At 64.4% G+C, this 24,615-nt stretch carries 22 protein-coding genes; 14 read left to right on the top strand and 8 right to left on the bottom strand.

The genetic code is table 11. From position 1 onward, the window contains the following. Positions 1-142: 142 nt before the first annotated feature. Entirely contained in the window at positions 143-982 is an 840-nt protein-coding gene (locus tag GEMMAAP_RS14405) for a metallophosphoesterase (RefSeq protein WP_043579453.1), read from the top strand. Between the two features lie 15 nt (positions 983-997). Here the strand turns inward: GEMMAAP_RS14405 and GEMMAAP_RS21080 are convergent, their stop codons facing one another. Next, positions 998-1,921: a TerB family tellurite resistance protein gene (locus tag GEMMAAP_RS21080; RefSeq protein WP_026848632.1), complete on the bottom strand. Its 924-nt coding sequence runs from the start codon at positions 1,919-1,921 to the stop codon at positions 998-1,000. A 124-nt stretch (positions 1,922-2,045) separates the two neighbouring features. Between GEMMAAP_RS21080 and GEMMAAP_RS14395 the strand changes: the two genes are divergently transcribed. Continuing rightward, positions 2,046-2,501, top strand: coding sequence for a YidB family protein (locus tag GEMMAAP_RS14395; protein WP_026848633.1), 456 nt, complete (start codon positions 2,046-2,048; stop codon positions 2,499-2,501). A gap of 31 nt (positions 2,502-2,532) precedes the next feature. Here the strand turns inward: GEMMAAP_RS14395 and GEMMAAP_RS14390 are convergent, their stop codons facing one another. After that, entirely contained in the window at positions 2,533-2,721 is a 189-nt protein-coding gene (locus GEMMAAP_RS14390; protein ID WP_026848634.1) for a hypothetical protein, read from the bottom strand. A 162-nt stretch (positions 2,722-2,883) separates the two neighbouring features. Between GEMMAAP_RS14390 and GEMMAAP_RS20340 the strand changes: the two genes are divergently transcribed. The 5 genes from GEMMAAP_RS20340 to GEMMAAP_RS14370 all read left to right on the top strand — a co-directional run bounded on the left by GEMMAAP_RS20340 (position 2,884) and on the right by GEMMAAP_RS14370 (position 7,555). Next, positions 2,884-3,036: a lmo0937 family membrane protein gene (locus tag GEMMAAP_RS20340; RefSeq protein ID WP_145979156.1), complete on the top strand. Its 153-nt coding sequence runs from the start codon at positions 2,884-2,886 to the stop codon at positions 3,034-3,036. A gap of 343 nt (positions 3,037-3,379) precedes the next feature. Beyond that, positions 3,380-4,090: a LuxR C-terminal-related transcriptional regulator gene (locus GEMMAAP_RS14385; RefSeq protein ID WP_158514874.1), complete on the top strand. Its 711-nt coding sequence runs from the start codon at positions 3,380-3,382 to the stop codon at positions 4,088-4,090. Further along, positions 4,087-4,527: a hypothetical protein gene (locus GEMMAAP_RS14380; protein WP_026848636.1), complete on the top strand. Its 441-nt coding sequence runs from the start codon at positions 4,087-4,089 to the stop codon at positions 4,525-4,527. Before GEMMAAP_RS14385 ends, GEMMAAP_RS14380 begins: the two co-directional genes overlap by 4 nt. Before the next feature lie 44 nt (positions 4,528-4,571). Then, positions 4,572-6,017, top strand: a complete 1,446-nt coding sequence (locus tag GEMMAAP_RS14375; RefSeq protein WP_043579455.1) for a DUF7125 family protein — start codon at positions 4,572-4,574, stop codon at positions 6,015-6,017. Next, entirely contained in the window at positions 6,014-7,555 is a 1,542-nt protein-coding gene (locus tag GEMMAAP_RS14370) for a two-component system sensor histidine kinase NtrB (protein WP_043579457.1), read from the top strand. Before GEMMAAP_RS14375 ends, GEMMAAP_RS14370 begins: the two co-directional genes overlap by 4 nt. Positions 7,556-7,582: 27 nt before the next feature. On the opposite strand, the gene GEMMAAP_RS14365 is transcribed toward GEMMAAP_RS14370, so the two are convergent. Further along, positions 7,583-11,191 carry a DNA polymerase III subunit alpha gene (locus GEMMAAP_RS14365; protein ID WP_053333715.1) on the bottom strand — a complete coding sequence of 1,203 codons (3,609 nt, stop codon included), beginning with the start codon at positions 11,189-11,191 and terminating at the stop codon, positions 7,583-7,585. Between the two features lie 122 nt (positions 11,192-11,313). On the opposite strand from GEMMAAP_RS14365, the gene GEMMAAP_RS14360 reads away from it, so the two are divergent. Beyond that, positions 11,314-11,745 (top strand): PAS domain-containing protein, encoded by a 432-nt coding sequence (locus GEMMAAP_RS14360; RefSeq protein ID WP_053333716.1) that lies wholly within the window; start codon positions 11,314-11,316, stop codon positions 11,743-11,745. Here the strand turns inward: GEMMAAP_RS14360 and GEMMAAP_RS14355 are convergent. From GEMMAAP_RS14355 to GEMMAAP_RS14340, 4 genes are all read right to left on the bottom strand, one after another. Beyond that, positions 11,729-12,952 carry an alkaline phosphatase family protein gene (locus tag GEMMAAP_RS14355; protein ID WP_158514873.1) on the bottom strand — a complete coding sequence of 408 codons (1,224 nt, stop codon included), beginning with the start codon at positions 12,950-12,952 and terminating at the stop codon, positions 11,729-11,731. The two genes, GEMMAAP_RS14360 and GEMMAAP_RS14355, sit on opposite strands and share 17 nt — an antisense overlap. A gap of 62 nt (positions 12,953-13,014) precedes the next feature. Next, the gene (locus GEMMAAP_RS14350; RefSeq protein WP_026848640.1) at positions 13,015-14,037 is read right to left on the bottom strand and encodes a sodium:calcium antiporter; all 1,023 of its coding nucleotides are present in this window, start codon (positions 14,035-14,037) and stop codon (positions 13,015-13,017) included. Then, entirely contained in the window at positions 14,037-14,978 is a 942-nt protein-coding gene (locus GEMMAAP_RS14345) for a universal stress protein (RefSeq protein ID WP_026848641.1), read from the bottom strand. The genes GEMMAAP_RS14350 and GEMMAAP_RS14345 overlap by 1 nt, the downstream gene beginning before the upstream one ends. Further along, positions 14,953-17,658, bottom strand: a complete 2,706-nt coding sequence (locus GEMMAAP_RS14340) for a cation-translocating P-type ATPase (RefSeq protein ID WP_053333718.1) — start codon at positions 17,656-17,658, stop codon at positions 14,953-14,955. The genes GEMMAAP_RS14345 and GEMMAAP_RS14340 overlap by 26 nt, the downstream gene beginning before the upstream one ends. A 165-nt stretch (positions 17,659-17,823) precedes the next feature. On the opposite strand from GEMMAAP_RS14340, the gene GEMMAAP_RS14335 reads away from it, so the two are divergent. From GEMMAAP_RS14335 to GEMMAAP_RS14315, 5 genes are read left to right on the top strand one after another with little or no spacing between them, the layout of a single operon-like run. Beyond that, positions 17,824-18,636: a phosphate ABC transporter substrate-binding protein gene (locus tag GEMMAAP_RS14335; protein WP_158514872.1), complete on the top strand. Its 813-nt coding sequence runs from the start codon at positions 17,824-17,826 to the stop codon at positions 18,634-18,636. 7 nt (positions 18,637-18,643) lie between these two features. Next, positions 18,644-19,492, top strand: coding sequence for a phosphate ABC transporter permease subunit PstC (gene pstC / locus GEMMAAP_RS14330; RefSeq protein ID WP_026848642.1), 849 nt, complete (start codon positions 18,644-18,646; stop codon positions 19,490-19,492). Between the two features lie 11 nt (positions 19,493-19,503). Next, on the top strand, positions 19,504-20,406 hold the full coding sequence (gene pstA, locus GEMMAAP_RS14325) for a phosphate ABC transporter permease PstA (RefSeq protein WP_082821349.1): 903 nt from the start codon (positions 19,504-19,506) through the stop codon (positions 20,404-20,406). Next, entirely contained in the window at positions 20,403-21,200 is a 798-nt protein-coding gene (locus GEMMAAP_RS14320) for a phosphate ABC transporter ATP-binding protein (RefSeq protein WP_053333720.1), read from the top strand. Before pstA ends, GEMMAAP_RS14320 begins: the two co-directional genes overlap by 4 nt. A gap of 7 nt (positions 21,201-21,207) precedes the next feature. Then, complete coding sequence (locus GEMMAAP_RS14315; protein WP_425482934.1) at positions 21,208-22,050, top strand: phosphate ABC transporter ATP-binding protein; 843 nt, start codon at positions 21,208-21,210, stop codon at positions 22,048-22,050. A 52-nt stretch (positions 22,051-22,102) separates the two neighbouring features. Here the strand turns inward: GEMMAAP_RS14315 and GEMMAAP_RS14310 are convergent, their stop codons facing one another. Continuing rightward, on the bottom strand, positions 22,103-22,807 hold the full coding sequence (locus GEMMAAP_RS14310) for a PadR family transcriptional regulator (RefSeq protein ID WP_053333721.1): 705 nt from the start codon (positions 22,805-22,807) through the stop codon (positions 22,103-22,105). A gap of 90 nt (positions 22,808-22,897) precedes the next feature. Between GEMMAAP_RS14310 and GEMMAAP_RS14305 the strand changes: the two genes are divergently transcribed. Next, positions 22,898-24,583: a CocE/NonD family hydrolase gene (locus GEMMAAP_RS14305; RefSeq protein ID WP_145979155.1), complete on the top strand. Its 1,686-nt coding sequence runs from the start codon at positions 22,898-22,900 to the stop codon at positions 24,581-24,583. Positions 24,584-24,615: the final 32 nt, after the last annotated feature.

Genomic DNA, 24,615 nt, shown 5'->3' with positions numbered 1-24,615 from the left:
CGATGAGGGACAACCACAACAGGTCGAAACACTGACCGTGACAGTGTGTGCACCTCTCGTGACGGCCCCGTCCCAAGACCGTCATCATCTGGTCGGTGTTCGGTAACAGTTCCGTCCCTTGCCGCCCCGTATACCCTTACTGATGCTCTCCCGCCGCGCGTTTCTGACCACATCGGCCAGCCTGCTGGGCGCTGGCGCCGCCGTTGGTGGCTACGCGCGTTTTGTCGAGCCGGAATGGCTGGACGTCACCACGCGCGAGTTACCAGTGCGTGCTCTGCCACCGGCGTTGCACGGGAAACGCCTGGTACAGCTCTCCGATATTCACGTGGGGCCCCGTGTTCGTGATGCCTATGTGCGGGACACCTTTGCGCGGGTGCGGGCGCTGCGCCCCGACATCGTGGTGGTCACAGGTGATCTCATTTCGCACCACGTCGGGCAGTTCCCGCATGCGGAGGCGATGTACGCCGAGATGCCGCTGGGGGCCTTGGGGACATTCGTGAGCTTTGGCAATCACGACTACGGAATCAATTGGCAGCAGCCCGACGTGGCGGCCTCGCTCCGCAGCATCATGGAAAACCTCGGCGCCACGGTGCTGGTGAACGAGGTTGCCGTGGTTGCCGGGCTGCAGATCGTAGGCTTGGGGGACTTGTGGGGGGGCGCGTTTCGCCCGGAACGCGCGTTCGCGCAGGTGGATCCCGCATTGGCGCAACTCGTGCTGAGCCATAACCCGGATACCGCGGACCTGCCGGGGTGGGGTTCGTACAATGGATGGATCCTGGCCGGTCACACGCATGGGGGGCAGTGCAAGGCCCCCTTCCTGCCACCGCCGATTCTGCCGGTGCAGAACCGGCGCTACACCAGCGGGGCGTTCGACCTCCCCGCCGGTCGGCAGATGTATATCAGTCGTGGCGTGGGGACCTATTTGCCGGTGCGTTTCAACGTGCGCCCCGAAGTCACCATGTTTACGCTGCGTGCCGCCTGACGCTGTGGCGCGGTGTTAGCGGGTCACGGAGCGCAGTACACCATCCAGCGACGTGCCCTGGGCTTTGCTCCGGATCCGGTGTTCGACGCGGGGAAAGATGGTCTCTGCGTCGGCGCGAAAGCGTTGGAATAGTGCTTTGAGATCGGCCGTGGACAGCTGACGCCCCTGCGCGTAGTACTGGGTGGCGACATGGCCGAGGGCATACGTGGCGGCAAACGTCACCGCGGCCCCCGACGCAAGGCCGGTTGCCGAGCCGGCCGCCCCGCCAATCAATCCGCCAAGCGCGCCGCCGAGCAGCCCACCGGCCAGCCCCCCGAAGGTGCGGCGGACCATCGTCTCGAGCAGCTGTGCGGCCGCGCCGAGCCCCAGTGTGGCGGCGAGATCCTTCACTTGCGACGCATCGAGCTGGTGGCCATGCTGCCGGCCAATGTGATGCACCAGACGCAATTGCAGGGGCAAAATGCCGAGATTGGCCAGACGGTCCGGGAGGATCTCGAGTGCCGCCGTGATGATGGCCTGATCGAGGATGTGTTCCTCAAGGGCGCTGTCTGCGGTAGTGTCGGGGGCGGCCGTGGCCGTGGTGGCGCGCTGGACGTTGGCGACGGTTTGGGCGGCCGCATCGGGATTGGCGTGCAGGGCGGCGGCCAACTCGCGCAGAAACGCGGCCTCGCTGGGGTTGGTCCAGCCATTGGCCAGACAGATCGCCGCCGCTGTGTCGTACGCCGTCTGCCGGGCCTCCGGCGACGAGAACTGGGCGGCGATCATGGGAAGCGTGAGCGCGCCTGATTCCGCCTGCGCCATAACCTGCGTGGCTCCGGCCAACCCCAGGGCTGTTGCGACCTCGGCAATATGCGCCCGTTCGGCGGGTTCCTGTTGCCCATCGGCCAAGGCGGCGAGTGTGGCAATGGCGATGGTCGCCTGGGCATCCTGCGACGTCATGAAGAGTCCGGGAAGAAGGGTTGTGGGGCTAGGTTTCGCTCAGGACACAGGGGACAGGTTGCGGGAGGCAGGTCGCAGCGCCTGAGCCCCACTGACGTACGTACTCAACCGATGAGAGGGTTCGATGGGATTGTTCGACGGAGCGTTGGGGGATGTGGCTGGGTCGTTGCTGGGCGGCCAGGGTGGCGATGCGCAGCAAATGCTGGGCGGCCTGCTCAAGCAGTTCAATGGCCAAGGGAGCAGCAACGGGCTGCTTGCAGCCGCCATGACCCTGGTGCAACAGCAGGGGGGGCTCGAAGCGATCGTGCAGAAATTTCAGGCAGGCGGATTGGGCGACGTGGTCCAGTCGTGGGTGGGAACGGGAGCCAATGCGCCGGTGAGTGGTGCGCAGCTCGAACAGGTCCTCGGGCACGATGCACTGGCCGCGGTCGCATCACAGGCTGGAGTGGCACCGGCACAGATCCAGGAGGGGATGGCCTCGGTGCTTCCGGAGATCGTGAATCAACTCACCCCCGGCGGATCCCTGCCGGCCAACAGCGGTGCACTGATCAACAGCGTGCTGGGCATGCTGCGCGGTTAAGCCGCAGGATCAGCGTCTGCGCGTCAGCGAGTCAGCGCGGCGTGGAGCGCGACGGAATGCGGGGGGCCTTCTTCCCGGGGGTGGCGAATGGATCTTTCTCCACCGCGCCCCAGTCTTTCTTGGGTGCCCCGCGTTTTGGTCCATCGTGTGGATTCCTCGACTTCTCCGCCGGGCGCACTGAACTGTTCTTGCGCCCGGTGCCGCCTTTGCCGCCCTTCATGGTGCTCTCTCCAAGTAAGTGCCTGTGCAATGTGCCCCCGAGAGGCTCTCCGTCGCAAATGCATCGCATGATGGATACCCGAAGCGCTCCGAGCTCATGATCTTATGGGAGGCACTGGGAGACATCCCTATGCTGTGACGTATCATCAGGAAAGGAGGTACCATGTTGGCGATTGTGATGTGCCTAACGGCGTGGGTGCTGGGAATGACATTGTCCGTGACGCTTGGTGGAGCCATTCACCTATTCCTGGTGCTCGCCATTGCGGGGTTTCTGATGCAGATGGTGCGGGGACGCGCGTTTCAGATCGCGTACTGACGACCTGCCACGACGAAGCGGGGCGTGGCGTTGGTGGGGGGGACTCCATCTTCCGAGCGATAGCCTCCCGGGGTGGAAAACCGTAGGATTCAGCGTCGGCACGCGCCAGCAAGGTGTCGGTGTTGCCGCCCTGATGCCGTCACCTGCGAAGGAACGGAAATCTCCCAAGGCACCCTGTTTGGTGATGGGATATGACGTGACCATGCTGCATGCAGTACATTGGGAATCCGCCGGCGTTGACGTGGTGCGTGCGGACAGCCCGGCTGCAGGTCGCTGCACACACTGTTCGCACGAGGACGCTGCGCAGGACGCGCGTCCCGATTCACAACACCCCAGGAGCACCATGCCAGACCCATCGCCATCGGCCGACGCGGTCCCCCGCGCGCCCGAGGCGCTGGCACAGCCGGTCTCCGTGATCATCATCGAAGACAATCGACTGCTTCGCGAGGGGATTGCCGCCATGTTGCGGCAGCAGCCGGACGTCGCGGTGCTGGCGGCCGTTGGTGATTCGCGTGACGTGCCGGAGACCGGTGCGCACCGCGAACCGGTGATCGTGCTGCTTGATGTCGGGCTGGTGGACGATGACAGTCTCGCGGTGTGCAGCCGGATGATCGCGAGCACGCCTGGAGGGCGCATCATTGTGATGGGGATGGCGGCCTTGCAGGACGATGTGGCCGACTTCGTGCACGCCGGTGCGGTTGGATTCATCATGAAGGACGCCACCTCCGAGGAGTTCGTGGCGACCATTCGGCACGTCGCGGCGGGAGGGCAGAGCCTGCCGCGCGCCCTCACTTCCTCGCTGTTCACACAGATCATGCGTGACGGCGACTACGCCAGCCCTGATGTAATCCAGGAAAGCGTCCGACTCACCACGCGCGAGAAGGAAATCATTGCCTTGCTAGGCGAGGGGCTCAGCAACAAGGAAATTGCCGCGCGCCTGTACATCGCGATTCATACGGTCAAGAGCCATGTCCACAACATTCTCGAAAAACTGTCGCTGAGCAGTCGGCTCGAAGTGGCGGCATTTTCACGATCACCCGGGAACCGGCGATGACCACGGCCGACCCCCGAATGCTTGAGGTCGCGCAATCGCTCTGGGCTCTGGCCGAGCGTGATGCGCAGCCTGCCGGTGATGTGCAGTCGGTTGTCGACCGGTTGTTCACGCGGTTGGAAGCCGGTCTGCGGCGCTGGGTTGGCGCCGAAGGATATGCGGCGCTGTTGTCGCGATCTGTGGCGGACACGCTGCCGGGACATCCCGTCTTGTCGACCATCTCCGATCTCGGGGCGGACGAAGGGATGCCAGCAACGCCTCAAGTGCCGGCGACTGTCGCCGACGCGGCGGTGCAGCGTGACGCGATTATTGCCCTGATGGCGGCCATGATGCAGCAGCTTGGCGGCATCATCGGCGATGCCATGGCCATTCGTCTGATCGAACTCAGTGGAACACCGACCCCGCGCGGTATCGCGGGACCTGACGCCAACGACCCGTGAACACGAACAACGCAGAGCCCACGTCTCACCGCACGGTTCACACTGTGCCGCTGCTGACTACCGGAGTGCCCGGACTCGACGAGGTGCTGGGCGGTGGGCTTCCGGCCCTTTCGTTCAACCTGATTGCCGGTGGCCCGGGGTCAGGCAAGACGACCATGGCCATGCAAATGCTGTTCGCCACGGCAACAGTGGATCGACCCGGGTTGTTCATCACGCTCCTTGGCGAAACATCGCTCAAGATGCTGCGCTACCAGCAGTGCTTCGACTTCTTCGACCCGACGGCCGTGGGGAGTCGGGTGCACTTCCTGAATCTCAGCGAGGAAGCGCTGGATGGGGATCTCGACGCCGTATTGGCACGTATCGTTCACGATGTGGAGACATTGCGCCCGGGGTTGGTCGTGGTGGACTCGTTTCGCTCTCTGGTACGGACGGCCGAGCACGAGATGCCGGACGGACAGATCGAGCGTTTTGTCCAGCGGCTGGCGCTGCACCTCACCACCTGGAACATCACGTCGATCCTCATTGGCGAGTATCAGCACCAGGAGTTGCGCAACCCGGTTTTTACGGTCGCCGATGGCATTTTCTGGTTGACGCAGGATGTCGATCGGAACTCCGTCGTGCGCAAGCTGCAGGTGGTCAAGTCTCGCGGCGTGCAGCACATGCCGGGGTTGCACACCCTCAAGATCACCGCGGCCGGCGTCCAGGTTTTTCCTCGCGTTCCGATTCAGCGGACCACGACGCACACGTTAGGTGGCCCCCGGTTGTCCTCGGGGATCAACGGGCTGGATGCACTGATGGGGGGAGGCATTCCGGCAGGGGATTCCCTCGTGCTGGCCGGCCCCACCGGCTCCGGCAAGACCACGTTTGCCATGCAGTTCGTGCTGGCCGGCCTGCTGGCAGGAGAGTCCGCCGTGGTGGCTGTCTTCGAAGAGCGTCCCGATGTGTATCTGGCGCGCGCTGCCCGCTTTGGCCCAGCGTTTGTGGATGCTGTTGCGAGTGATCGCCTGCGCATCATTTACTTGCGCCCGCTGGATCTCTCGGTGGATGAAACCTTGCAGGAAATTCGCGAGGCTGTCGCTGCCATTGGGGCCAGTCGCGTGGTCATCGATTCGATCAATGGCTTCGAAATGGCTCTGGCGCCCACCTTCCGGGAAGATTTCCGTGAGTCACTGTACCGGTTGATTGGTACGCTGACGAGTCTGGGCGTCACGATGTACTCCACGGTGGAAATTGAAGCGCAGGATCAGGCGACGCTTACTGGTTACCGGGTCTCGTTTCTCACCGACATCATCCTGAGTCAGCGGTACGTGGAGATTGAGGGAGAGCTGCGCAAAGCGTTGCTCATCGTGAAGATGCGCGGCAGCGATCATAGTCGCGCGTTCCGGTTGTACGAGTCCACGGAGGCCGGTATTACCATGGGAGAGACCTTTGGTGAGTACGATGCCATCGTGACCGGTGTGCCCAAGAGGTCACTGCGCGCCGGCCCATGAGGGGCTTTTACGCGCAACTGGTGGAGCAGGCGCCGGATGGCATGATCATTCACGATGGCCATCGCATCGTGGCGGTAAACGCAGCGACGCTGCGGCTGGCAGGCGCCACGCATCGCTCGCAACTTGTTGGGCAGTTGGTATCGGTACTGTTTGAGCGGCCGTATCTCAAGTCCGTGGCGCAGATGCTGTGTGGCACATCCCCCGCAACCGATCGGGCGCGGTTTGTGCGTGAGCGGTTGCACGGGCTGGACGGTAGTGTCCGCATCGTCGAGGTGTCGGCCCAACTGTTTCTGGAGTACGGTCGTCCCACGGCGCATCTGGTGTTGCATGATGCGCAGGAGCTTGTGGAAGCGGAGCAGGTGGCCGCAGAAGCGTTTGAACAGACGCGGCTGAGCGAACATGCTGTGGAAGCCCGGCGTGTCGCGGGCGGCATTGCCCACCAGCTCAACAACAAACTCCAAATCATCCTCGGCTTCAGCGGCGAGCTTGCGGAGTCCGCGTTGGCTGCCGATCAGCGGGCGGATATTGCGGAGATCAATCGTGCCGCCAACGAGTGTGCCCGCATTACCCGTCAATTGCTGCAGATTGCAAGCGATGCCCCGCACAACGAACGTCCGGTGCTCCTCGGTGTAACTACCCACGCCGTTGTGCGTGACTTTGGACGCGACGGCGTGACGCCCCGGACCCGCCTGCGGTGCCATGTTGAGGAGGTCCCCGCCGTTCGAATAGATCCGGGGCAGTTGCGGCAGATGCTGGAGAACCTGCTGGAGAACGCCCGCCACGCGACGGTAGGGGACGGGGAAATTGATGTGCGGGTATGCGCCGTTACGCTGCGCGCGCCCCAACTGGCGAGTGACGGACGGCGTATGTCGGCGGCACGGTATGTCACCGTAGCCGTGCGCGATACCGGGCATGGCATTGGGCTCGAAACGCAACGCCACATTCTTGAGCCGTTCTTTACCACCGATCTGATGGGGCATGCTGCCGGGCTGGGCCTGTCAGCGGTGCAGGGCATGCTCCGACAGAACAGCGGCTTTCTCACGTTTTCCAGCGTACCGGGTCAGGGATCGGAGTTCATACTGTGGTTTCCCGAGGCTTCCAGCGCAGATGTTGGCGAAGCCGCTCGCCGTATTTCGCCAGCGGTGTCGCTATCCACCACTATTGTGGTTGTTGATGAGCAGGCCGCGTCGCGAATCCGCATGACTCGCGGTCTTGAACGGGTGGGCTACCGGGTGCTCGCCGTGGGATCCGCCGAGGAGACCATGGAGGTGTTGTCGCATATCGGATGCCCGGCCTTGGTGGTGGTGGGGGAGAGGATACCTACGCGGTATCCACGGTTACGTCGGTCGTTACAGGCGCAGTGGCCGTTGTTGCGTATCCTGGCGTTGGGGGCGGATGCTGCACCTGTCCCAGCGGCCCTCAGTGCGTCCGTTGAGGAGACGTGGTTTACGCTCCCCGCGTTGTGGTCCGAGTACGCCCTGGTGACGCGGGTGCAGGAACTGCTGCGGGAGACCGGCGGTCCGGCTGCTGTGCACTAGCCTTTTGCCAGAGGTGACCTGGAGCGTTCATCGGTAGTTATGCCCCTGCACGTACTGCTCCCCACCGCCCAGGGCAAGCGCGCGAAACTGTTTGGCCCGGACATTCACCACCTGCTGCTCCACCTGGAGCGTGCCGCGAATGAGCAGTAGCGGTGACGTGGAAATGAGGAGCGCATGCTGCTCAAAGCGATCGGGCGTGATGACAACGTTGATCATGCCCGTTTCGTCCTCGAGGGTGAGAAACACAAACCCCTTGGCGGTGCCGGGGCGTTGACGGCAGATCACGAGGCCCGCCACCGCAACGGGCTGCCCGTCCGTGCCCTGCGTCTGTGCCGCGGCTGCCGTGAGCACGCCATTGAGCGCGAGATGTTCACGGACATGCTTCATGGGATGCCCGGCCAGCGAAAGGCCGGTCATACGGTAATCCGCTTCGGTGAGCTCGACGGGGGCGTACGCGGGAAGCTGCGGGGCAGGGGCGGGCGCGGCACGCGGCGCGAGCGGCAACTCCGGTCCGCGGGTGGCGGCGAGTACTTCCCACAATGCCACCCGACGCCGTCGGTCCGGCGGCTCGTGCGCAAACATGCTGTCGAATGCCCCTGCTTCGGCCAGATGTCGCCAGGCACTCTTGTCGAGCGACACGCGGCGCACGGCGTCGTCAATACTGGTGAATGGGCCGTGGTGCAGGGCGGCCTCGAGGGCGCGTCGGGCTTTGGCGCCGAGGCCGCGGATGAGGCGGACGCCGAGGCGGACGGCCACAGCCGGCGCAGGCGCGTGGGGGCGAAACTGATCAGTTTGGGGGTGTGCGTTTGAGTTGTGGGTTGTGGGTTGGGCCATTCGCACGGTGCCGTCGTTGGGAATCAGGGTGCGGCCGTCTGAGAGCTCAAGGCTGTGGTCCCACACGCTCCTGGTGAGATCGATGGGGCGCACTTCCACGCCGTGACGCTTGGCGTCTTCAATGAGCGTGCCAGGGGCATAGAAGCCCATGGGCTGTGCGTTGAGGATGGCGCACAGATACTCGGGGGCGTAATAGTGCCGCAGCCAGGCGGTGGCGTACACAATCAGCGCAAAGCTGGCGGCATGACTCTCGGGAAATCCGTAGTCGGCAAAGGCATTGATCTGATTGTAGATGCGGCGCGCGGTCTCTTCGGGTATCCCGTTGCGCGCCATGCCGGCAATGAGCTCTTCGCAAATGGCGGCCATGCGCTCGCGTGAGCGCTTGTGCCCCATGGCGCGTCGCAGCACATCGGCCTGGCCGGGCGTAAAGCCGGCGGCGGCAATCGCCACCTGCATCCCCTGCTCCTGAAAGAGTGGCACGCCCAGCGTCCGTCGCAGCACATGCTCCACACTTGGATGCGGATACGTAATAGGCTCCAATCCCGCGCGCCGGCGCAGGTAGGGGTGCACCATTTCTCCTTGAATGGGCCCTGGGCGAATGAGCGCCACTTCTACCACCAGATCATAGAAACAGCGGGGCTTGAGGCGCGGCAGCGTGTTCATCTGCGCCCGACTTTCAATCTGGAACAGCCCCACGGTATCGGCGCGGCACATCACGTCGTACACGGCCTGATCACTCATGTCGAGCTGACCGAGATCGATGTTCACGTTGCGCGTGTGCCGGATATACAGCAGGCAATCCTGCACCACGGTGAGCATGCCCAGCCCCAGCAGGTCGATCTTCACCAGCCCCACGGGGTCGAGATCGTCCTTCTCCCACTGAATCACCGTGCGCCCGGGCATGGAGGCCGGCTCAAGCGGTACAAGGCTCCCCAGCGGTTCTTCGGTAAGAATGAACCCGCCCACGTGAATGGAGCGATGTCGCGGCAGCAGATGCAGTCCGTCTACCACGCGCGCGAGCTGTTGCACGCGCGGGTCGTCGGGGTCGAGCCCGGCGCGCTGCAGCAGTTCCCGCCCACTGCTCTGATCGCGCGTGCCGGTGGCGCGATTGCGCCCCTCCACATACTCGGCGTGCGTGGGCTTTTCCGCGCCCTTGGCCAGTGGGCCCAACTGCGCGCGTTCATCGTTGGCCAGCTTGCGCTCGGCCTGCAGATCAATGCGCTGTGCCCATGTGGCATCACGTTCGGTGACGCCCTTGGGGAGGCGTTGCGCGTTTGGTGTAGGTGTAGGTGTAGGTGTAGGTGTAGGTGTAGGTGTAGGTGTGGGTGTGGGTGTGTGGGCGGCCGGCGCCGTGTCGCTGGTCAGTGGCGTTGTGGGTGACTCCGGTGGTGGGGCATCGGTACGCAGCGCCGCGGCGGTGCTTTTGGCGCTGAATCGATCGCTCAGCGTTGCCAGCGCATCGGCCTGCTGCGTACTGAACCCCAGCACGCGGGCGGCATCGCGGACGGCACTGCGTCCGCGCCAGCTGATCTGTTCGCACACCATGGCCGCGTGTTCGCGTCCGTAGCGGTTGTACACGTACTGCAACACGCGTTCGCGATCGCGGTGCGCGAAATCGATGTCGATATCGGGCGGTTCCTTGCGCTCTTCACTCAGAAACCGCTCGAAGAGCAGTTCCATGCGAATGGGATCAACGGCCGTGATCCCGAGGCAATAACAGACGGCGGAGTTGGCCGCCGAGCCACGCCCCTGACAGAGAATGCCCTCGCGTCGCGCGAAGCGCACAATGTCCCACACAATGAGAAAGAATCCGGCCAGATCGAGCTTGCGGATCATGCCGAGTTCGTGGGCAAGCTGGCGGTCATGTTTGGGCGTCCGCGCAGTGCCCCAGCGTTCATACGCGCCCTGTTCAACGAGTCGTGCGAGGTACTCCTGCGCGCTTACGCCGGGTGGCAACGGAAACGCCGGCATGCTCGGCTTGAGCTGCTGCAACCGAAAGGCGCACCGTTCGGCAATGGCAACGGAGGCTCGAATGCCTTCTTCGGCGCCACGCCAGCGCTGATAGATGCGGGCGATGGGCTTGAGCGCCCACTCGGCGTTGGGCTTGAGGCGCGTGCCCATGGTGTCGAGGGTGCGCTGGTGGCGGAGCGTGTGCAGCACGTCGTGTACAAGGCGCTGGTCGGGGGTGGCGTAGTGCACATGGTTGGTGACCACCCACGGCACGCCCAGGTGGCGGGCGAGCGGGCGGAGCTGGTTGACGAGTGCGCGCTCTTCGGGGAGTCGGTGATCCCAGCATTCCACGGCGAGATGTTCGCCAAACACATCACGCAACTCGGTGGCGGCCGTCCACGCCTGATCGGGGAGGCCTTCGGCGAGCAGCTGCGGAATCCAGCCGCGCGGGCAGCCGGTGAGGGCCGTCACCCCGTCCACATGGCGTGTGACGAGCGCCCAGGGTACACTCGGGCACCCCCGCTCACTGTCCATGCGGGCGCGGGTGACGAGGGAGGCAATGTTGCGGTAGCCCTGTCGCGTTTCCGCCAGCAGGACCAGATGGGTGGAGCGCTCGCCGCCGCGGCCGTTCAGCTGCGGCATGCGCACGGTGAGCTGTGCGCCAAGAATGCCGCCAAGGTGGAGGGTGTCGCAGGCGGTGCCAAAGCGTACCACGCCCCCCATCTCGTCATGGTCGGTGAGGGCCAGCGCGGTATATCCGAGCTGGGCGGCGCGCTCGGCAAGGTCCTCGGGGAGGGAGGCCCCGTTGAGCAGCGACAGGGCAGAATGGGCATGAAGTTCGGCGTACTGCATAGAGACCGAATATACACCGAAGAAAGAGGCGCGTGGGCGCCCGGATCAGGGGGGATTCCCGCTGGCCTGCGACGCCTCGTTATTCTTCAGGGATCCTCCCCTGTACGCCCCCGTCCGCACCGATGCCCAATCGCTACAAGCAGCAGATCGATCAGGTCCTTGAGGCCGCCGATCGCATGAACGCCGAAGAGCTGGATCGTTTGCCGTACGGCATGATCCAGCTCGATTCGAGCGGGCGCATTCTGCACTACAACGCCGTGGAGTCGCGACTGGCGTCGCTGAAGCAGGAAGACGCCATTGGCAAGCAATTCTTTACGGAAATTGCGCCGTGCACGCGCGTGCAGGAGTTCTACGGGCGCTTCAAGGAAGGCGTGATACGTGAAGCACTCGATACGAGCTTCCACTTTCACTTCGCCTTCAAGCAGAACCCGCGCGATGTCACCGTGCGCCTGCTGTACTCCAAGCGGTCACGCACGGTGTGGGTCCTGATTTCCGATCACGAGGGAAAGCCGCTGGCCACCACCGAATCGGAAACCTTCACTCCCAGCGAGTAATGTGGAGTGAGTCGGCCGCGCCATCGTGTGGTGCTGGCCGGACGCCCAGGAGCCGGGCCAGTAGGGGATAGACATGCACGTTGGCCACGGGGCCAATCACGCGTCCCTGCTGGATATCGGGCCCGGCCGCCAGAAACAGGGCACCCATGCTGGGCAGCATGTTGTCGTAGCCGTGGGTCGCGCCCACTGGTGGGCCGGATAGTCGCAGGCGTTCACTGCTGCTAATGGTCCACCCTTCATCGGCCAGCAGCACCAGCGGGGTTATGCGGCTATTGGCGCGATAGTGAAAGCGCTCCGGCACACTGTCTTTGTGGTACACCTGAAGGTGCGGTACCCGGCGGAGCGCGTTGTACACCGACGCCAGCTTCCCTGGCTTGGGGGTAACGGCAGTGACGGGCATCCAGTCCACCACCTCCATGTCGGCCAAGTCCACATACTCGTCGAGTCGGATGACCCGTGTGCTGTCCACTTCCGTCATGCCATGATCGGACACCACCACGAGGTTCACACGCTCCGTGAGCCGTCGTGCCGCCAACCCGTCCACCAGCGCACCGACCAATGAATCCACGTGGGCAATGGCCGCGTCCACCTGTGGCGTGCGCGGTCCGTGTTTGTGCCCCACGTCGTCGGTCGTACTGAAGTACAGCGTCACGAAGCGTGGCGCCTCTGCCACCGGCAGCGTGAGCCAGTCGAGCACGCGCTGCACACGCGTGCGATTGGGAATACTCCCGTCGTACGGCGTGTAGTAGGTGGGATACCGCCCGTTCACGGCGTAGTCACTGCCAGGCCAGAAGAAGGCGGCCGTGCGGACGCCTTGCCGCTCGGCGGTATTCCAGATGGGTTCACCGCCCCACCAGCGCGGGTCGCGGGCAATGGTGGTGTCGCCGATGGTGAACGTGGTGCCAATGCGCTCGTCGCGCATGGTGTTGGCCACGATCCCATGGTGCTCCGGATACAGCCCGGTGACAATGGTGTAATGGTTGGGAAAGGTCTTGCTGGGGAAGGCGGGAATCAGCCGTTCGGCGCGCACACCGCGCGCGGCCAGTAGGCGCAGGCGGACAGCGGCTGGACGGTTGAGGTAGTCGGCCCGAAAGCCATCAAGCGAGATGAGGACGGTGGCGTTGACCAATGCTGGTGGCTGCCTGCTGGCACGATCCGCAGGTGATGTGCGACGACACCCCGCCGTCAGCATGGTGGCTGCACTCAACCACAGAACGAAAGACCACCGGGATAGACGCATGGTGCTCAGCGCAACGCGCACATGGGGAATCACTGGGTATGCCAGAACAAGAGCGCGAGCCCTGCCACATATCCTCCGACAATCAGCAGACTGCCGGGTTCACGGACGCTCGCGACGCGCTTGAATCGAAGGACCAAGGTGCCCAGGGCAATGGTTGTGAGCAGCGTCGCCGTCAAGGCCGTCAGGAGATGTGCGGGAGCAGCAATCGACAGCACGGGCACGCCACCATTCACCACGTCCAGCAGCGCGAAGAGGGTCATGTTCATGGCGTTACTGCCGAACAGGTTTCCAACCGCCAGATCGAAGGCGCGCAATCGGATGGCGGCCATGGAGGTCACCAGTTCCGGCAGCGAGGTAGAGAGCCCCACGAGCCACGTCCCGACAAATGTGCGTCCTGCACCGCTTACTTCGGCCAGTCCTTCGGCCGCATGGGCAAACTGCGGCGCGACCAGCACGACCACCGCAGCGCCCGCAAGAAACTGCAGAATCGCGAGTCGTAAAGAGGTGGAGGACACATGATCCAAAGTGGCGGGGTCGCCGGATCGCGCCATCTCCATCACCTCGCCAGCTTCTCGGGTGACGGTGCTATGGCGGAAGGCAAAGCTCGACGTCACGATGTAGGTCGCGACGAGAATCACGGAGCTGACGCCGATACCGGCGACGGTCGCCGTGGCGCGCGTTTGCAGCGCCATGGCTGCCAGCAGTGTCATCACAATGGCCAGGCTGGCGTACAACGCGTGGTCGAGTGCCGCTCGCCGAAAGAGATCGACCCCTGCCGGTGCGAGGCTGATCAGCGCCAGAATGAGCATGTTGGCCATACTGCTGCCGAACAGATCGCCCACCGCCAGATCAACCGCGCCCATGCGTACGGCCGCAATATCGGTGGTGATTTCCGGGAGCGACGTGGCGAGGGCCAGAAAAATGGACCCCACCCATGCGCCCCCCAGCTTGGTGCGCGCGGCAATGACATCACCACTGCGCGCCAGTACCGTGCCGGCCGCGATGACAATCACGGCGGCGAGAACAAAGCGAAGTAGCAGCTCTCCCAGCACTACAACGCCTCAGGGATTGCCACCCGGAAGAGCAGCACTGGTCGTGTCGCGGTTCGCCACACCTTGTCCGCGACGCTGCCCAGCAAAAAGCGACCCACGGGACCACGTCCATGCGTGGCCAACGCAATCAGATCAACGTTATACCCCTCGGCACAGTCGTTAATGCCGCGCGGGGGATCCAACTCCACATGGGCACAGTGCGACACCGTCGTCCCCTGTGCACGGAGTCGCGCTTCGGTACCCCGCAGATACTCGGCGACAAGGTCACGCTGCCGTACGAGATCCCGATCGTACTCCTCGCCCGTGGCAATCGCCCGCAGCATTGGAGGGAGTGGCGAAACGGCTCGCATCAGCACGTATTCCGGATTTTTGCCCAGGCAGGCCTGTAACGGCTCCAACACCTGTTCCCCAGGTGCTGTCCCATCTAGCGGGACAAGCACGCGGCGAGGGGTCCACTCGTTGTGTCCCTCGTTATCCGCAGCGGCCTGAACATCCGGCCGGACGGCGAGCACCGGGACTGGCGATTGCCGCACGAGCGCCTCGGTAATGGAACCCATCCACACTGCGGAGACGCCGCCACGGGCGTGCGTGGTCAGCACGAACATGGTGGCGTCAACGTTGCGCGCCTGCTCCAACAGGCACTCAACAACCGGTCCGGCGACAATGCTGACCACGGTCGGCGGGGCGTCTGGTAGCGCCGCGATCCGGACACGGCAGGCCTCGAGTTTCCCGGCCATCGCGGTTCGCCACTCGGCCTGATGCTCACGCGTCAGCTGAGTATCAGCCACTGGCGCCCCTCCGGTGGCGTACCGCCACGGCGAGACTTCGAGCACGCTGACCAGATGCAGCGTTGCGCGCATGTGTCGGGCAAGGCCAATGGCTACGGGCAGTGCCGCCTCGGCCAGCGGCGATCCATCAAGGGGAACGAGCAGGGTCGGCATACAATCCTCGGCGACGGATCAGGTACTTCTCCAATTCTACCGCAAGAAGGACTACCGTGGAGACGGCTAAACAGAGCACGAGTTCACCCGCACTGAGCGGCTCAGTACGGAATAGTGAATTCAAAACGGGTACGTAGATGATGGCTAGCTGCAGCCCCAGCGACGCCCCCACCGCCAGCAGCAGCAACGGGTTACTGAGCAAGCCAAGTCGGAACAGTGATGTACGCTCCGAGCGAATAGCCAAAACATGTGTGAGCTGCGAGACGGTGAGAACGGTGAACGTCATGGTCTGCCAGTGGCCATGCCCTGTGCGAATGGCCCAGGCTTGGGTGCCGAGTGCCAGCGCCGCCATGAGCAACCCCACCCAAACGGCGTGCTGCCAGAGACCGTGCGCCAGGATGCTTTCCTGCGGTGGACGCGGGGGGCGCTCCATGATGTCCGCTTCGGCGGGCTCCGCAGCCAGCGTCAGCCCGGGGAGTCCATCCGTGACGAGATTCATCCACAAAATGTGGATGGGGAGAAGGGGGAGTGGCAAACCAATGAGCGGCGCCAGAAAGAGCGTCCAGATCTCACCGGCGTTGGTGGACAGGACAAAGCGCACAAAGCGTCGGATATTGTCGTAAATGCGGCGCCCTTCGCGCACGGCCACCACAATGGTGGCGAAGTTATCGTCGAGCAGCACCATATCGGCGGCCTCGCGGGCCACATCGGTCCCACCACGCCCCATGGCAATGCCAATGTTCGCCCGCTTCAGCGCCGGGGCGTCATTCACGCCATCGCCGGTCATGGCGGCATATTCACCGCGCGACTGCAGTGCGGTCACGATACGCAGCTTGTCTTCCGGAGTCACCCGGGCGTAGACACGCGCATGTTCCACCCGCGCCAGCAACGCTTCGTCATCAAGCGTCCGCAGCACTGCACCGGTCAGCACCTCCTGGTCGCCCACGCCGTCTTTGATGATGTCCAGACGGGACGCAATGGCACGCGCGGTGGCCGGATGATCGCCGGTGATCATGACCACCCGAATGCCGGCCGTATGGCAGGTGCGTACCGCTTCACGGGCTTCTGCGCGCGGGGGATCAAGCAACCCCACCAGCGCCAGCAGTACCTGCTGATCTTCCAGCGATTCGATGGCCGCGCCAGTCGGTTGCTGGTCGCTGTTGATTGCCATCGCCAACACCCGCAAGCCGCTTGCCGCCATCGCCTCGGCGTATGCCATCACCGCCGCGGCATCAACCGGAACGAGCGCCCCCTGTTGCCACATGCGAGTGCACGCCGGAATGACCCGTTCGGGGGCCCCCTTGGTACACGCCACACGATGCGCGCCATTGGCCGTGGCATGTACGGTGGTCATGCGGGCCCGTTCGGAGGTGAACGGTAGTTCCCCGGTACGCGGCCACGCAGTGCGCAGGGATGACATTTCAACGCCCTGCTCGGCTGCCCAACGTACCAAAGCCGTTTCGGTGGGGTCACCCAAAAGGGCCCCGTCTTTCGTCAACTGCACGTCGGTGCACAGTGTGAGGGCCTGGGCAAAGGCAAGCGGTGCCTCACTCAGCGGTACGGCCGCTGCCAAAGACTCACCGGGCTGATTGTCCACCGTGCGCACCGCATCCACATGCATGCGGTTTTCGGTAAGAGTGCCGGTCTTGTCGGTACAGACATACGTGACCGACCCAAGCGTCTCCACGGCGGGCAACCGGCGAATGAGGGCATGGTGCTTGACCATGCGCCGCGCACCCAGCGCGAGTGATACCGTAATGACGGCGGGCAGTGCCTCGGGAATGGCCGCCACCGCCAGACTGACGGCCGTCATGAACATCAGCACGACGGGTTCGCCGCGGATCAGTCCTGTCACGAAAATGGCAACGCACACGACCAGCACTGTGACGGCGAGCCATCGGCCCAACGACGTCAGGCGCTGCTGCAGCGGCGTCTGGAGATGGGTATCAGCGCGCAGCAGTGCGGCAATGCGCCCCAGTTCGGTACGCATGCCGGTGGCTACTACTACACCAACCCCACGGCCGCTGGCGATGTTCGTACCCTTGTACACCATCGCGGTGCGGTCGCCCAACGGAGCATCTGCGTCGAGCGTCGGCGCGGTGGTCTTTTGTACTGGCAGCGACTCGCCAGTAAGTGCCGCTTCTTCCACGCTCAGTTGCGCAAGTTCCAGCAGCCGCAGATCGGCGGGTACGACGGTGCCGGCCTCCAGTAGCACGATATCGCCGGGCACCAGTTCCTGCGGGGCAATGGTATGTTCCGCCCCTTCGCGTCGCACGCGGGCGGTTGCGGCGGCCATTGCGCCAAGCGCTGCCATGGCCTTTTCGGCGCGGTATTCCTGAACGAAGCCGAGGGTGGCGTTGAGCAGCACGATCGCGATGATCGCGATGATGTCTTCCGGGTCGCCCACAAAGGCGGCGATAGCCGCCGCCGCGAGCAGCACCAGCACCATGACATCGGTGAACTGCGCGAGCAGCATGCGAAGCGGTCCGCGCTTTACGGCCGTCTCCAGCACGTTGTCGCCGTGTTCAGCGCGTAGTCGCTGCACATCGGGCATGCCAAGACCGGTGTGCACATTCGTGTGCAGCGACTCCACCGTAGCGGTCGCCGTCAGCGTGTGCCAGGCGGTCGATGGCGGCGTGCCGGCAGGCGCAGGCGTTATTCCGGCGTTGGACGAAGACATCAGATTAGCATGGAGGACAAAGGGTCAACGGTCGAGCAGGAATTTTCCGACAAGTCAGTGGGGCAATGGTGTACGCTGGCGCGCGGGGTGCTCCGTGACCCATTCGTGACGTTCGGTGCGCTGCGGGGGGGCCGCTCACCGGTATGCTAGAGGATGGGCTTCTGTATGCGGATTTCCCCGCCTGCTCTTTTGCTGGTCTTGTTGTCGGCGTGTTCGGGCAGCGGCGCTCGTCCGCTCCCGGCAACGAACGTCGTTTTGGCTGGTTCCACGTCGGTACAACCGTTTGCAGAACGGTGGGCGGAGGTCTATGCCGGTGCCAGTGGCAGCAGCCACGTGACGGTACAGGCGGGTGGCTCCACGGCCGGCATCCGGGCCGCCCGTCAGGGAACCGCACAGCTAGGTATGAGTTCTCGGGCATTGGATGCGGAGGAAGCAGCGGGGCTGCAGGCCATTACGGTGGCCCGTGACGGCATTGCTGTCATTGTTCATGCCACGAATCCGCTCACGGCACTGTCGCTCGCGCAGTTGCGCGCGATTTACACCGGACAAATCCGCTCGTGGCGCGCCCTGGGTGGTGCGGACCTCCCCATTACGGTGATCACGCGGGAAGAAGGCTCAGGCACCCGTGATGCCTTTGAACATCTGGTGCTGACGGACGGTCACTCCATTGATGTACGGGCGCTGGTGACGGCGTACTCGGGCGGCCTGCGGAAAATGGTGGCAGAAGATCCCCAGGCCATCGGCTATGTGACGTTCAGTCAGGTGGATGCCCGCGTGCGGGCGTTGGCGATTGAGGGTGTGGTGCCTTCGGAATTCACGATTGCCAGTGGCCAATACCGGCTGCAGCGACCGTTCCTCTTTGTGTCGCGCGGTGAAGTCACGGGCGCGGCGCGACAGTTTCTCGATTTTGTCTTGTCGCCGCGTGGGCAGCAGATTGCCCGCGATGAAGGGTTGGCTCCTGTCTCGCTGACGCCCTGAGCATCAGATGCGAGACAAGCTGATTGAACGCATCCTCCTGCTCTGCGCCATGAGTGCCGTGGGGACGCTGGCGCTGATTGCGCTGTTCATTGCGCGCGAAGGCTTGCCCGTGTTCGTGAACCACGGCGTACTCAACATGATCGCCGGCGCGACGTGGGCGCCCACTAAGGGGCAGTTCGGATTGCTCCCCATGATTGCCGGGTCTGCCATGGTGACCGTGGGGGCGTTGCTCATGGGCGTGCCGCTGGGGTTGGCGTGCGCGGTGACGCTGGCGGAACTGGCGTCCAAAAAGTGGCGCCGTCTGCTCAAACCCATGATCGAGTTGCTCGCGGGCATCCCGTCGGTCGTGTACGGCTTCATTGGGATGGAACTGCTGGTGCCGTTCATCCGCGAGCAGGCATGGCTGGGCGGCAGCGGGTATTCCGCGCTGGCGGCCTCCATTCTGCTGGCCATCATGGTGCTCCCCACGATCATTGGCATCAGCATAGATGCCATCGAGGCGGTGCCGCGTGCCTATCGCGATGGATCGTATGCGCTGGGCGCCACGCAATGGCAAACCATCGTTGGCGTGGTGCTGCCGGCGGCACGCACGGGCATTGTGGCCGGCGTCATCCTCGGCATGGGGCGTGCCGTGGGCGAAACCATGGCGGTCATCATGGTGGCGGGCAACAGTGTGCTCATTCCGGGGTCCCTGCTCGACCCGGTGCGTACCCTCACCGCCAACATCGCGCTTGAAATGGGATATGCCTCGGGAGAGCATGAGCAGGCGCTTTTTGCCACGGGCATTGTGCTGTTCGTCGTTACGCTCGGCTTGAATGCACTCGCCGGGCGGGCGCGACGTACGGGGCACACATGACGGTGCCAACGATGTCGCGACCAACGTCGCCGGCGTTTTCGGAGGCGGTTCGCAATCCCGGCGGTCCCACGGCGCCATCAACCGGTCGCGCGTTGCTGGTACAGCGCGTGGCGACCGTGGCTTTGTGGTCGGCCACGTTGCTTACGCTGGCGTTGCTGGTGCTCATTATCGTCTTCGTCATGCAGCGCGGCCTCTCGCAGGTCACGTGGGACTTCCTGAGCCAGGCGCCCAGTCGGTCGGGTGCTGAAGGCGGCATTTGGCCCATGATTGTGGGCACGCTGTATGTCACCGCAGCCGGCGTGCTGCTGGCAACACCGATAGGGCTGGGGGCGGCGATTTACCTGGCCGAGTACACGGCGGAGGGGCGCGTGTCGCGGATTATCCGGAGTGGTACGGAAAGCCTGGCCGGAGTGCCGTCCATCATCTTCGGTCTGTTTGGTTTCGCATTCTTTGTCACCACGTTGGGGTTGGGATGGTCCATTCTTTCCGGCGGCCTCACGCTCGGTGCAATGATTCTGCCCACGATCATTCGCACCGCCGAAGAGGCGCTGCGGGCGGTGCCGCGGGAATTCCGGCATGTGGCGCAGTCGCTGGGGGCCAGCAAGTGGGACGCCATACGCACGGTGGTGTTGCCCGTGGCGGCGCCGGGTGTGGCCACGGGCGTGGTACTGGGCGTGGGGCGCGCGATCAGCGAAACGGCGGCGGTGATTTTTACGGCCGGCGTGGCGCTGGAGATGCCCACGTCGCTGTTCTCGTCCACCCGTACCATGAGTGTGCACTTCTACACGCTCACCATGGAAGGGATTTCCGACGAGAAGGCGTACGGCACGGCGGCCGTGCTGGTGGTGACGATCCTGCTGCTCAATATCATGGCGTACAGCCTGATGCACCGCATGACGCGGCGGTATCGGTGACCTGGGCGACTGAGGCACCGGCGAGCGCCTGCGCGCTCGACGTCACGGATCTCACGATCCGCTACGGCGCGCATGTGGCGTTGCAGCCCATGTCGCTACGCATTGCGCCGGGCAGTATTCACGGCATCATCGGCCCGGCGGGGAGCGGGAAGACGTCATTCCTGCGCACGCTCAATCGCATGAGTGTGGAGCTTGATGGCGCCACGGCCGACGGGCGTATTGCGTTGGATGGGGAGGCAATTTTGGGTGACGGCGTGGTGGTGGATGCCCACGGTCTGGCTCGTCTGCGACGAAGGATGGGGATTGTGTTCGCCACGCCGCAGCCGCTGCCGCGCAGCATTTACGAGAACGTGGCCTATGGGCCGCGTATTGCCGGCGTGCGGGAGCAGGCGGCGCTCGATGCCATCGTGGAGCGATCGTTGCGAGCGGTGCACCTGTGGGATGAAGTCTCGTCGCGTCTGTCGCTGTCGGGGATGCAACTCTCCGGCGGGCAGCAGCAGCGGCTCTGTCTGGCGCGCACGCTGGCGCTCGACCCGGGGGTGGTGTTGCTGGACGAGCCGTGCTCGGCGCTGGATCCCATCTCCACGGCGCGTATTGAAGAGACCATGCGTACGCTCAAGGAACGCATCACGTTCGTGCTGGTGACCAACACCATGCGGCAGGCCGAGCGGGTGTGTGATACCACGAGCTTCTTCTTGATGGGCGAACATATCGAGACGGCGCCCACCCCGGATCTGTTCAACGCGGCGTCGCACCCCAAAACGCGCGCCTATCTTGCGGGTCAATTCGGCTGAGATGACGATGACGACAGCGATGCCAGTGGTAGCGCAGCAGGGCAGTGCGCGGCGAATCAATCGGTACGTGTTGCCGGCGGCGGATGTGCCGGCGCCGCCGACGGTGGTGGCGGTACGCGATCTGGATCTGCATTATGGCGCCTTTCAGGCGTTGACCAAGGTGTCGGTGGAGATCCCCGATCGCACCATCACGGCGCTGATTGGTCCGTCTGGATGCGGAAAGAGCACGTTGTTGCGGTGCATCAACCGATTGAATGACCTGGTGCCCGGCGTGCGCGTGCAAGGGCAGGTGCAGGTGGCGGGGCAGGATGTGCTTGGTGCGCAGTTGCCGGTGCAGGAGCTGCGGCGCCTGGTGGGGATGGTGTTTCAGCGTCCCAATCCGTTTCCGCTCAGTGTGGCGGAGAACCTCACGTACGGCCCGCGGTTGCATGGCACGTTGTCGCGCAGTGATGCCACGGTGCTGGTGGAAGAAGTGCTGCAGGCGGTGGGGTTGTGGGAGGCGCTCAAGGACCGGTTGCACACGTCGGCGCTGCGACTGTCGCCGGAGCAGCAACAGCGGTTGTGCATTGCGCGGGCCTTGGCCACGCGGCCGGCGGTGTTGCTCATGGACGAGCCGTGCTCTGCGCTGGACCCGGTGGCCACGGAGCACATTGAGGCGCTCATGCTGCGGTTGGCCAGCGAGCGGGCGATCATTGTGGTGACGCACAACATGCAGCAGGCGCAGCGCGTGTCCACGTACTCCGGCTTCATGCTCATGGGCGAGCTGGTGGAGTTCGGGCTCACACCGCAGCTGTTTGAGGCAGCGCGGGATACGCGCACGGCCGATTATGTGGCGGGGCGGTTCGGGTGATTCACCAGGTTCAGTAAGGCCTGAAATCGCTTCATAATGAAAAACGGAGACGTCAGTACGACGTCTCCGTTGGCGTTGCACGGTGGTTGGCGTTTGCCACAGTCGTAGGCGGTCGTCCCGGATGGTCATCGACCTGGTCTACGAGTCGATGAAGCTCGGCCAGCATCGCGGTGTCAGTCAGCGTGCCCTGATCCTTTGCCTCACCGAGCCCCCGTAGCCAGTCGCGATAGGCGAGGCCGAGTCGGAGACCATTGGTAAGTGTGATGAGCGGGCCGACGAGCACCCGACGGTACGCGTCAGCGGCTTCACCTTCGCCCAGCTGGCCGAGCACATCCGCGCGGTCGCGCTCGATTGACGTGAGGATCGCTTTGAACGCCGCCAATTCGTCGTCGACGGCGGTGAGCTCGGACTGCAGGACTGTGCCGAGTCCGGCGGGGTCGAGCCGTCCGGTAAAGAACAGCTTGAGCAGCAACGGCTCGCGACGCACGACCGGGGCGGCCGGGGTGGCCAGCCATGCGTCGAGTTCTGCGACGCCAGCGGGGGTGATGTGATAAACCTTCCGGTCCGGCCGATGCTGCTGTTCGACACGGTCGTAGCTCACCAGCTGGTCGCGTTCCAGGTCGTTCAGTGTGCGATAGATGGCGGCCTGATCCGCGCTCCAGAAGTGTTTGACGGAGTTGTCGAAGTAGCGCTTGATGTCGTAGCCGCTGAACGGCTGGATGGTCAGAAACCCAAGAACGGCGTAGCGGAGCGACAAGGGCGGCCAGGGTAGGGGTTGCGCCTGCTGTTCAATGTGTTGATATATGTAGAATCATATATAAGATAAATCCCATAGCATATCAAGCACGTGAACGCATTCTTGCAGTCTCGAACACGCGCGGCGTTCTCATGGCTCGCTGCGGCGGCACTCCTTTCTGCCTGCCATGCCGTGCCGGCGGTCGTGACGCACCAGGGCATCATGGCGGCGGACAGCGTCCGGATCGCCGCCGATGTGATTCTGCCGCCCGTTGTTCCGGACGGCGGGGTGCCCGTGGTGTTCATCCAGACCCGCTATTGGAGGAGCTTCCACCTGCGCGGTGGGACGCGGAACAACACGGTCCCGATGGGCCCTCGTGAGGCAATCGTCGAGAAACTGGTAACGGCAGGCTTCGCTGTGGTGGTGACCGACGTCCGCGGCACGGGCGCGTCGGGGGGCGAGTGGCCGTGGCCATGGTCGGAGGGCGAGGTGCGCGACATGGGGCCGGTCATTGACTGGATCGTCGCGCAACGCTGGTCCAATGGCGCCGTTGGGGCGACCGGTGTGTCGTATGAGGGGACCACCGCACTGCTGGCGGCGGGGGCTGGTCGGCCCGCCCTCCGCGCCGTCCTTGCGCGTGAGCTGGAGTGGAATCTGGTTGACGAGATCATCGCGCCCGGCAATGTGCGCAACGTGGGTTTCGTCAGTTCATGGAGCCGCTCGGTTGATGCGCTTGATCACGGCAGGTTTCCCGAACTTTTCCCGCGTCTCGCCCGGCTCGGTATTCGCGGGGTGCAGCCGATCGACGACGACAGCACCGGTGTGCTGCTCACGTCGCTGCAGCAGCGCCGTCCGCCGACGGATGTGGCGGGGAGTGTCGTGGCCGTGCGCCGCGGGAGTGATCGATTCGGCCGGAGTGGTCCACCGGCGGATTCACTCGGTCCCGCTGGCCACGCTGCCGCGTTGGCCGCGACCTCGGCGGTTGTTGGCATCTGGGGCAGCTGGTGGGATGGTGCCACGGCCGACGCGGTGCTCCGAGCCGTTGAGCAGATGCCGATACGCGAAGCGGTGATTGGGCCGTGGGCGCACGAAGGCACCAGCAACGCCAGCCCGTTGCGTCGCGACGACAGCGAACGCGCGACGGTCGATCTCGACGCCGTGGTCGCGTTCTTTCGGCGTCACCTGGTGGAGCGTAATGCCCCAGCGGTTCCGCGCATGTCGTGGTATGTCGCGGGCACCGAGGCGTGGACGTCGGCCGAACGCTGGCCGGTTACCGCACCACGCACGCTCTATCTGGTTGGCGAGCAATTGGTGAGTACGGCCGCGGCGAGTGCCCCGCGTTCACTGACGGTGGACTTTTCGGCATCCACCGGAAAGAACACGCGTTGGACGACTGGGCTCGCGCGACCCGTCGATGCCCCTGATCGATCCGACGCGCGGGGGGTGATCTCGTGGCAGTCCGCCGCGTTGGAGGCACCGCTGTCGGTTTTCGGCGCGCCGGAGTTCGTCTGTCGGGTGGCGCTCGACGCACCGGAGGCGGCGCTGCATGTCTACGTGGAGTCGGTCGATCGCTCAGGGCGTGTGCGGCTGCTCACGGAAGGCGTGCAGCGTATTGGCGCCGGCCAGGCGACGGTGCGCATCCGGCCGGTGGCGTTCGAGTTGCCGGCGGGGTGGTCGCTGCGCCTGTCGGTCGCCGGGGCGGATGCGCCGAGCTTTGAGCGGGTGCCGGCGGCGGGTGCGCAGCGCATGCAGTTCGCTGGTGAGGGGTGCCGGTTGACGGTGCCGGTGGTGCGGTGATTGCCGCCTACCGGCAACCCGCTCTCCCATGC

The organism is Gemmatimonas phototrophica (genome assembly GCF_000695095.2).
Lineage (GTDB): Bacteria > Gemmatimonadota > Gemmatimonadetes > Gemmatimonadales > Gemmatimonadaceae > Gemmatimonas > Gemmatimonas phototrophica.
The sequence above is the reverse complement of the archived record's forward strand: the minus strand, read 5'-3'. Positions and strand labels throughout refer to the sequence as shown.

What these genes read in the sequence shown, in the direction of transcription:
- GEMMAAP_RS14405 (WP_043579453.1), top strand. Translation starts at nt 143, where the DNA reads ATGCTCTCCCGCCGCGCGTTTCTGACCACATCGGCCAGCCTGCTGGGC.
- GEMMAAP_RS21080 (WP_026848632.1), bottom strand. Translation starts at nt 1,921, where the DNA reads ATGACGTCGCAGGATGCCCAGGCGACCATCGCCATTGCCACACTCGCC.
- GEMMAAP_RS14395 (WP_026848633.1), top strand. Translation starts at nt 2,046, where the DNA reads ATGGGATTGTTCGACGGAGCGTTGGGGGATGTGGCTGGGTCGTTGCTG.
- GEMMAAP_RS14390 (WP_026848634.1), bottom strand. Translation starts at nt 2,721, where the DNA reads ATGAAGGGCGGCAAAGGCGGCACCGGGCGCAAGAACAGTTCAGTGCGC.
- GEMMAAP_RS20340 (WP_145979156.1), top strand. Translation starts at nt 2,884, where the DNA reads ATGTTGGCGATTGTGATGTGCCTAACGGCGTGGGTGCTGGGAATGACA.
- GEMMAAP_RS14385 (WP_158514874.1), top strand. Translation starts at nt 3,380, where the DNA reads ATGCCAGACCCATCGCCATCGGCCGACGCGGTCCCCCGCGCGCCCGAG.
- GEMMAAP_RS14380 (WP_026848636.1), top strand. Translation starts at nt 4,087, where the DNA reads ATGACCACGGCCGACCCCCGAATGCTTGAGGTCGCGCAATCGCTCTGG.
- GEMMAAP_RS14370 (WP_043579457.1), top strand. Translation starts at nt 6,014, where the DNA reads ATGAGGGGCTTTTACGCGCAACTGGTGGAGCAGGCGCCGGATGGCATG.
- GEMMAAP_RS14365 (WP_053333715.1), bottom strand. Translation starts at nt 11,191, where the DNA reads ATGCAGTACGCCGAACTTCATGCCCATTCTGCCCTGTCGCTGCTCAAC.
- GEMMAAP_RS14360 (WP_053333716.1), top strand. Translation starts at nt 11,314, where the DNA reads ATGCCCAATCGCTACAAGCAGCAGATCGATCAGGTCCTTGAGGCCGCC.
- GEMMAAP_RS14345 (WP_026848641.1), bottom strand. Translation starts at nt 14,978, where the DNA reads ATGCCGACCCTGCTCGTTCCCCTTGATGGATCGCCGCTGGCCGAGGCG.
- GEMMAAP_RS14340 (WP_053333718.1), bottom strand. Translation starts at nt 17,658, where the DNA reads ATGTCTTCGTCCAACGCCGGAATAACGCCTGCGCCTGCCGGCACGCCG.
- GEMMAAP_RS14335 (WP_158514872.1), top strand. Translation starts at nt 17,824, where the DNA reads ATGCGGATTTCCCCGCCTGCTCTTTTGCTGGTCTTGTTGTCGGCGTGT.
- pstC (WP_026848642.1), top strand. Translation starts at nt 18,644, where the DNA reads ATGCGAGACAAGCTGATTGAACGCATCCTCCTGCTCTGCGCCATGAGT.
- pstA (WP_082821349.1), top strand. Translation starts at nt 19,504, where the DNA reads ATGTCGCGACCAACGTCGCCGGCGTTTTCGGAGGCGGTTCGCAATCCC.
- GEMMAAP_RS14315 (WP_425482934.1), top strand. Translation starts at nt 21,208, where the DNA reads ATGACGACAGCGATGCCAGTGGTAGCGCAGCAGGGCAGTGCGCGGCGA.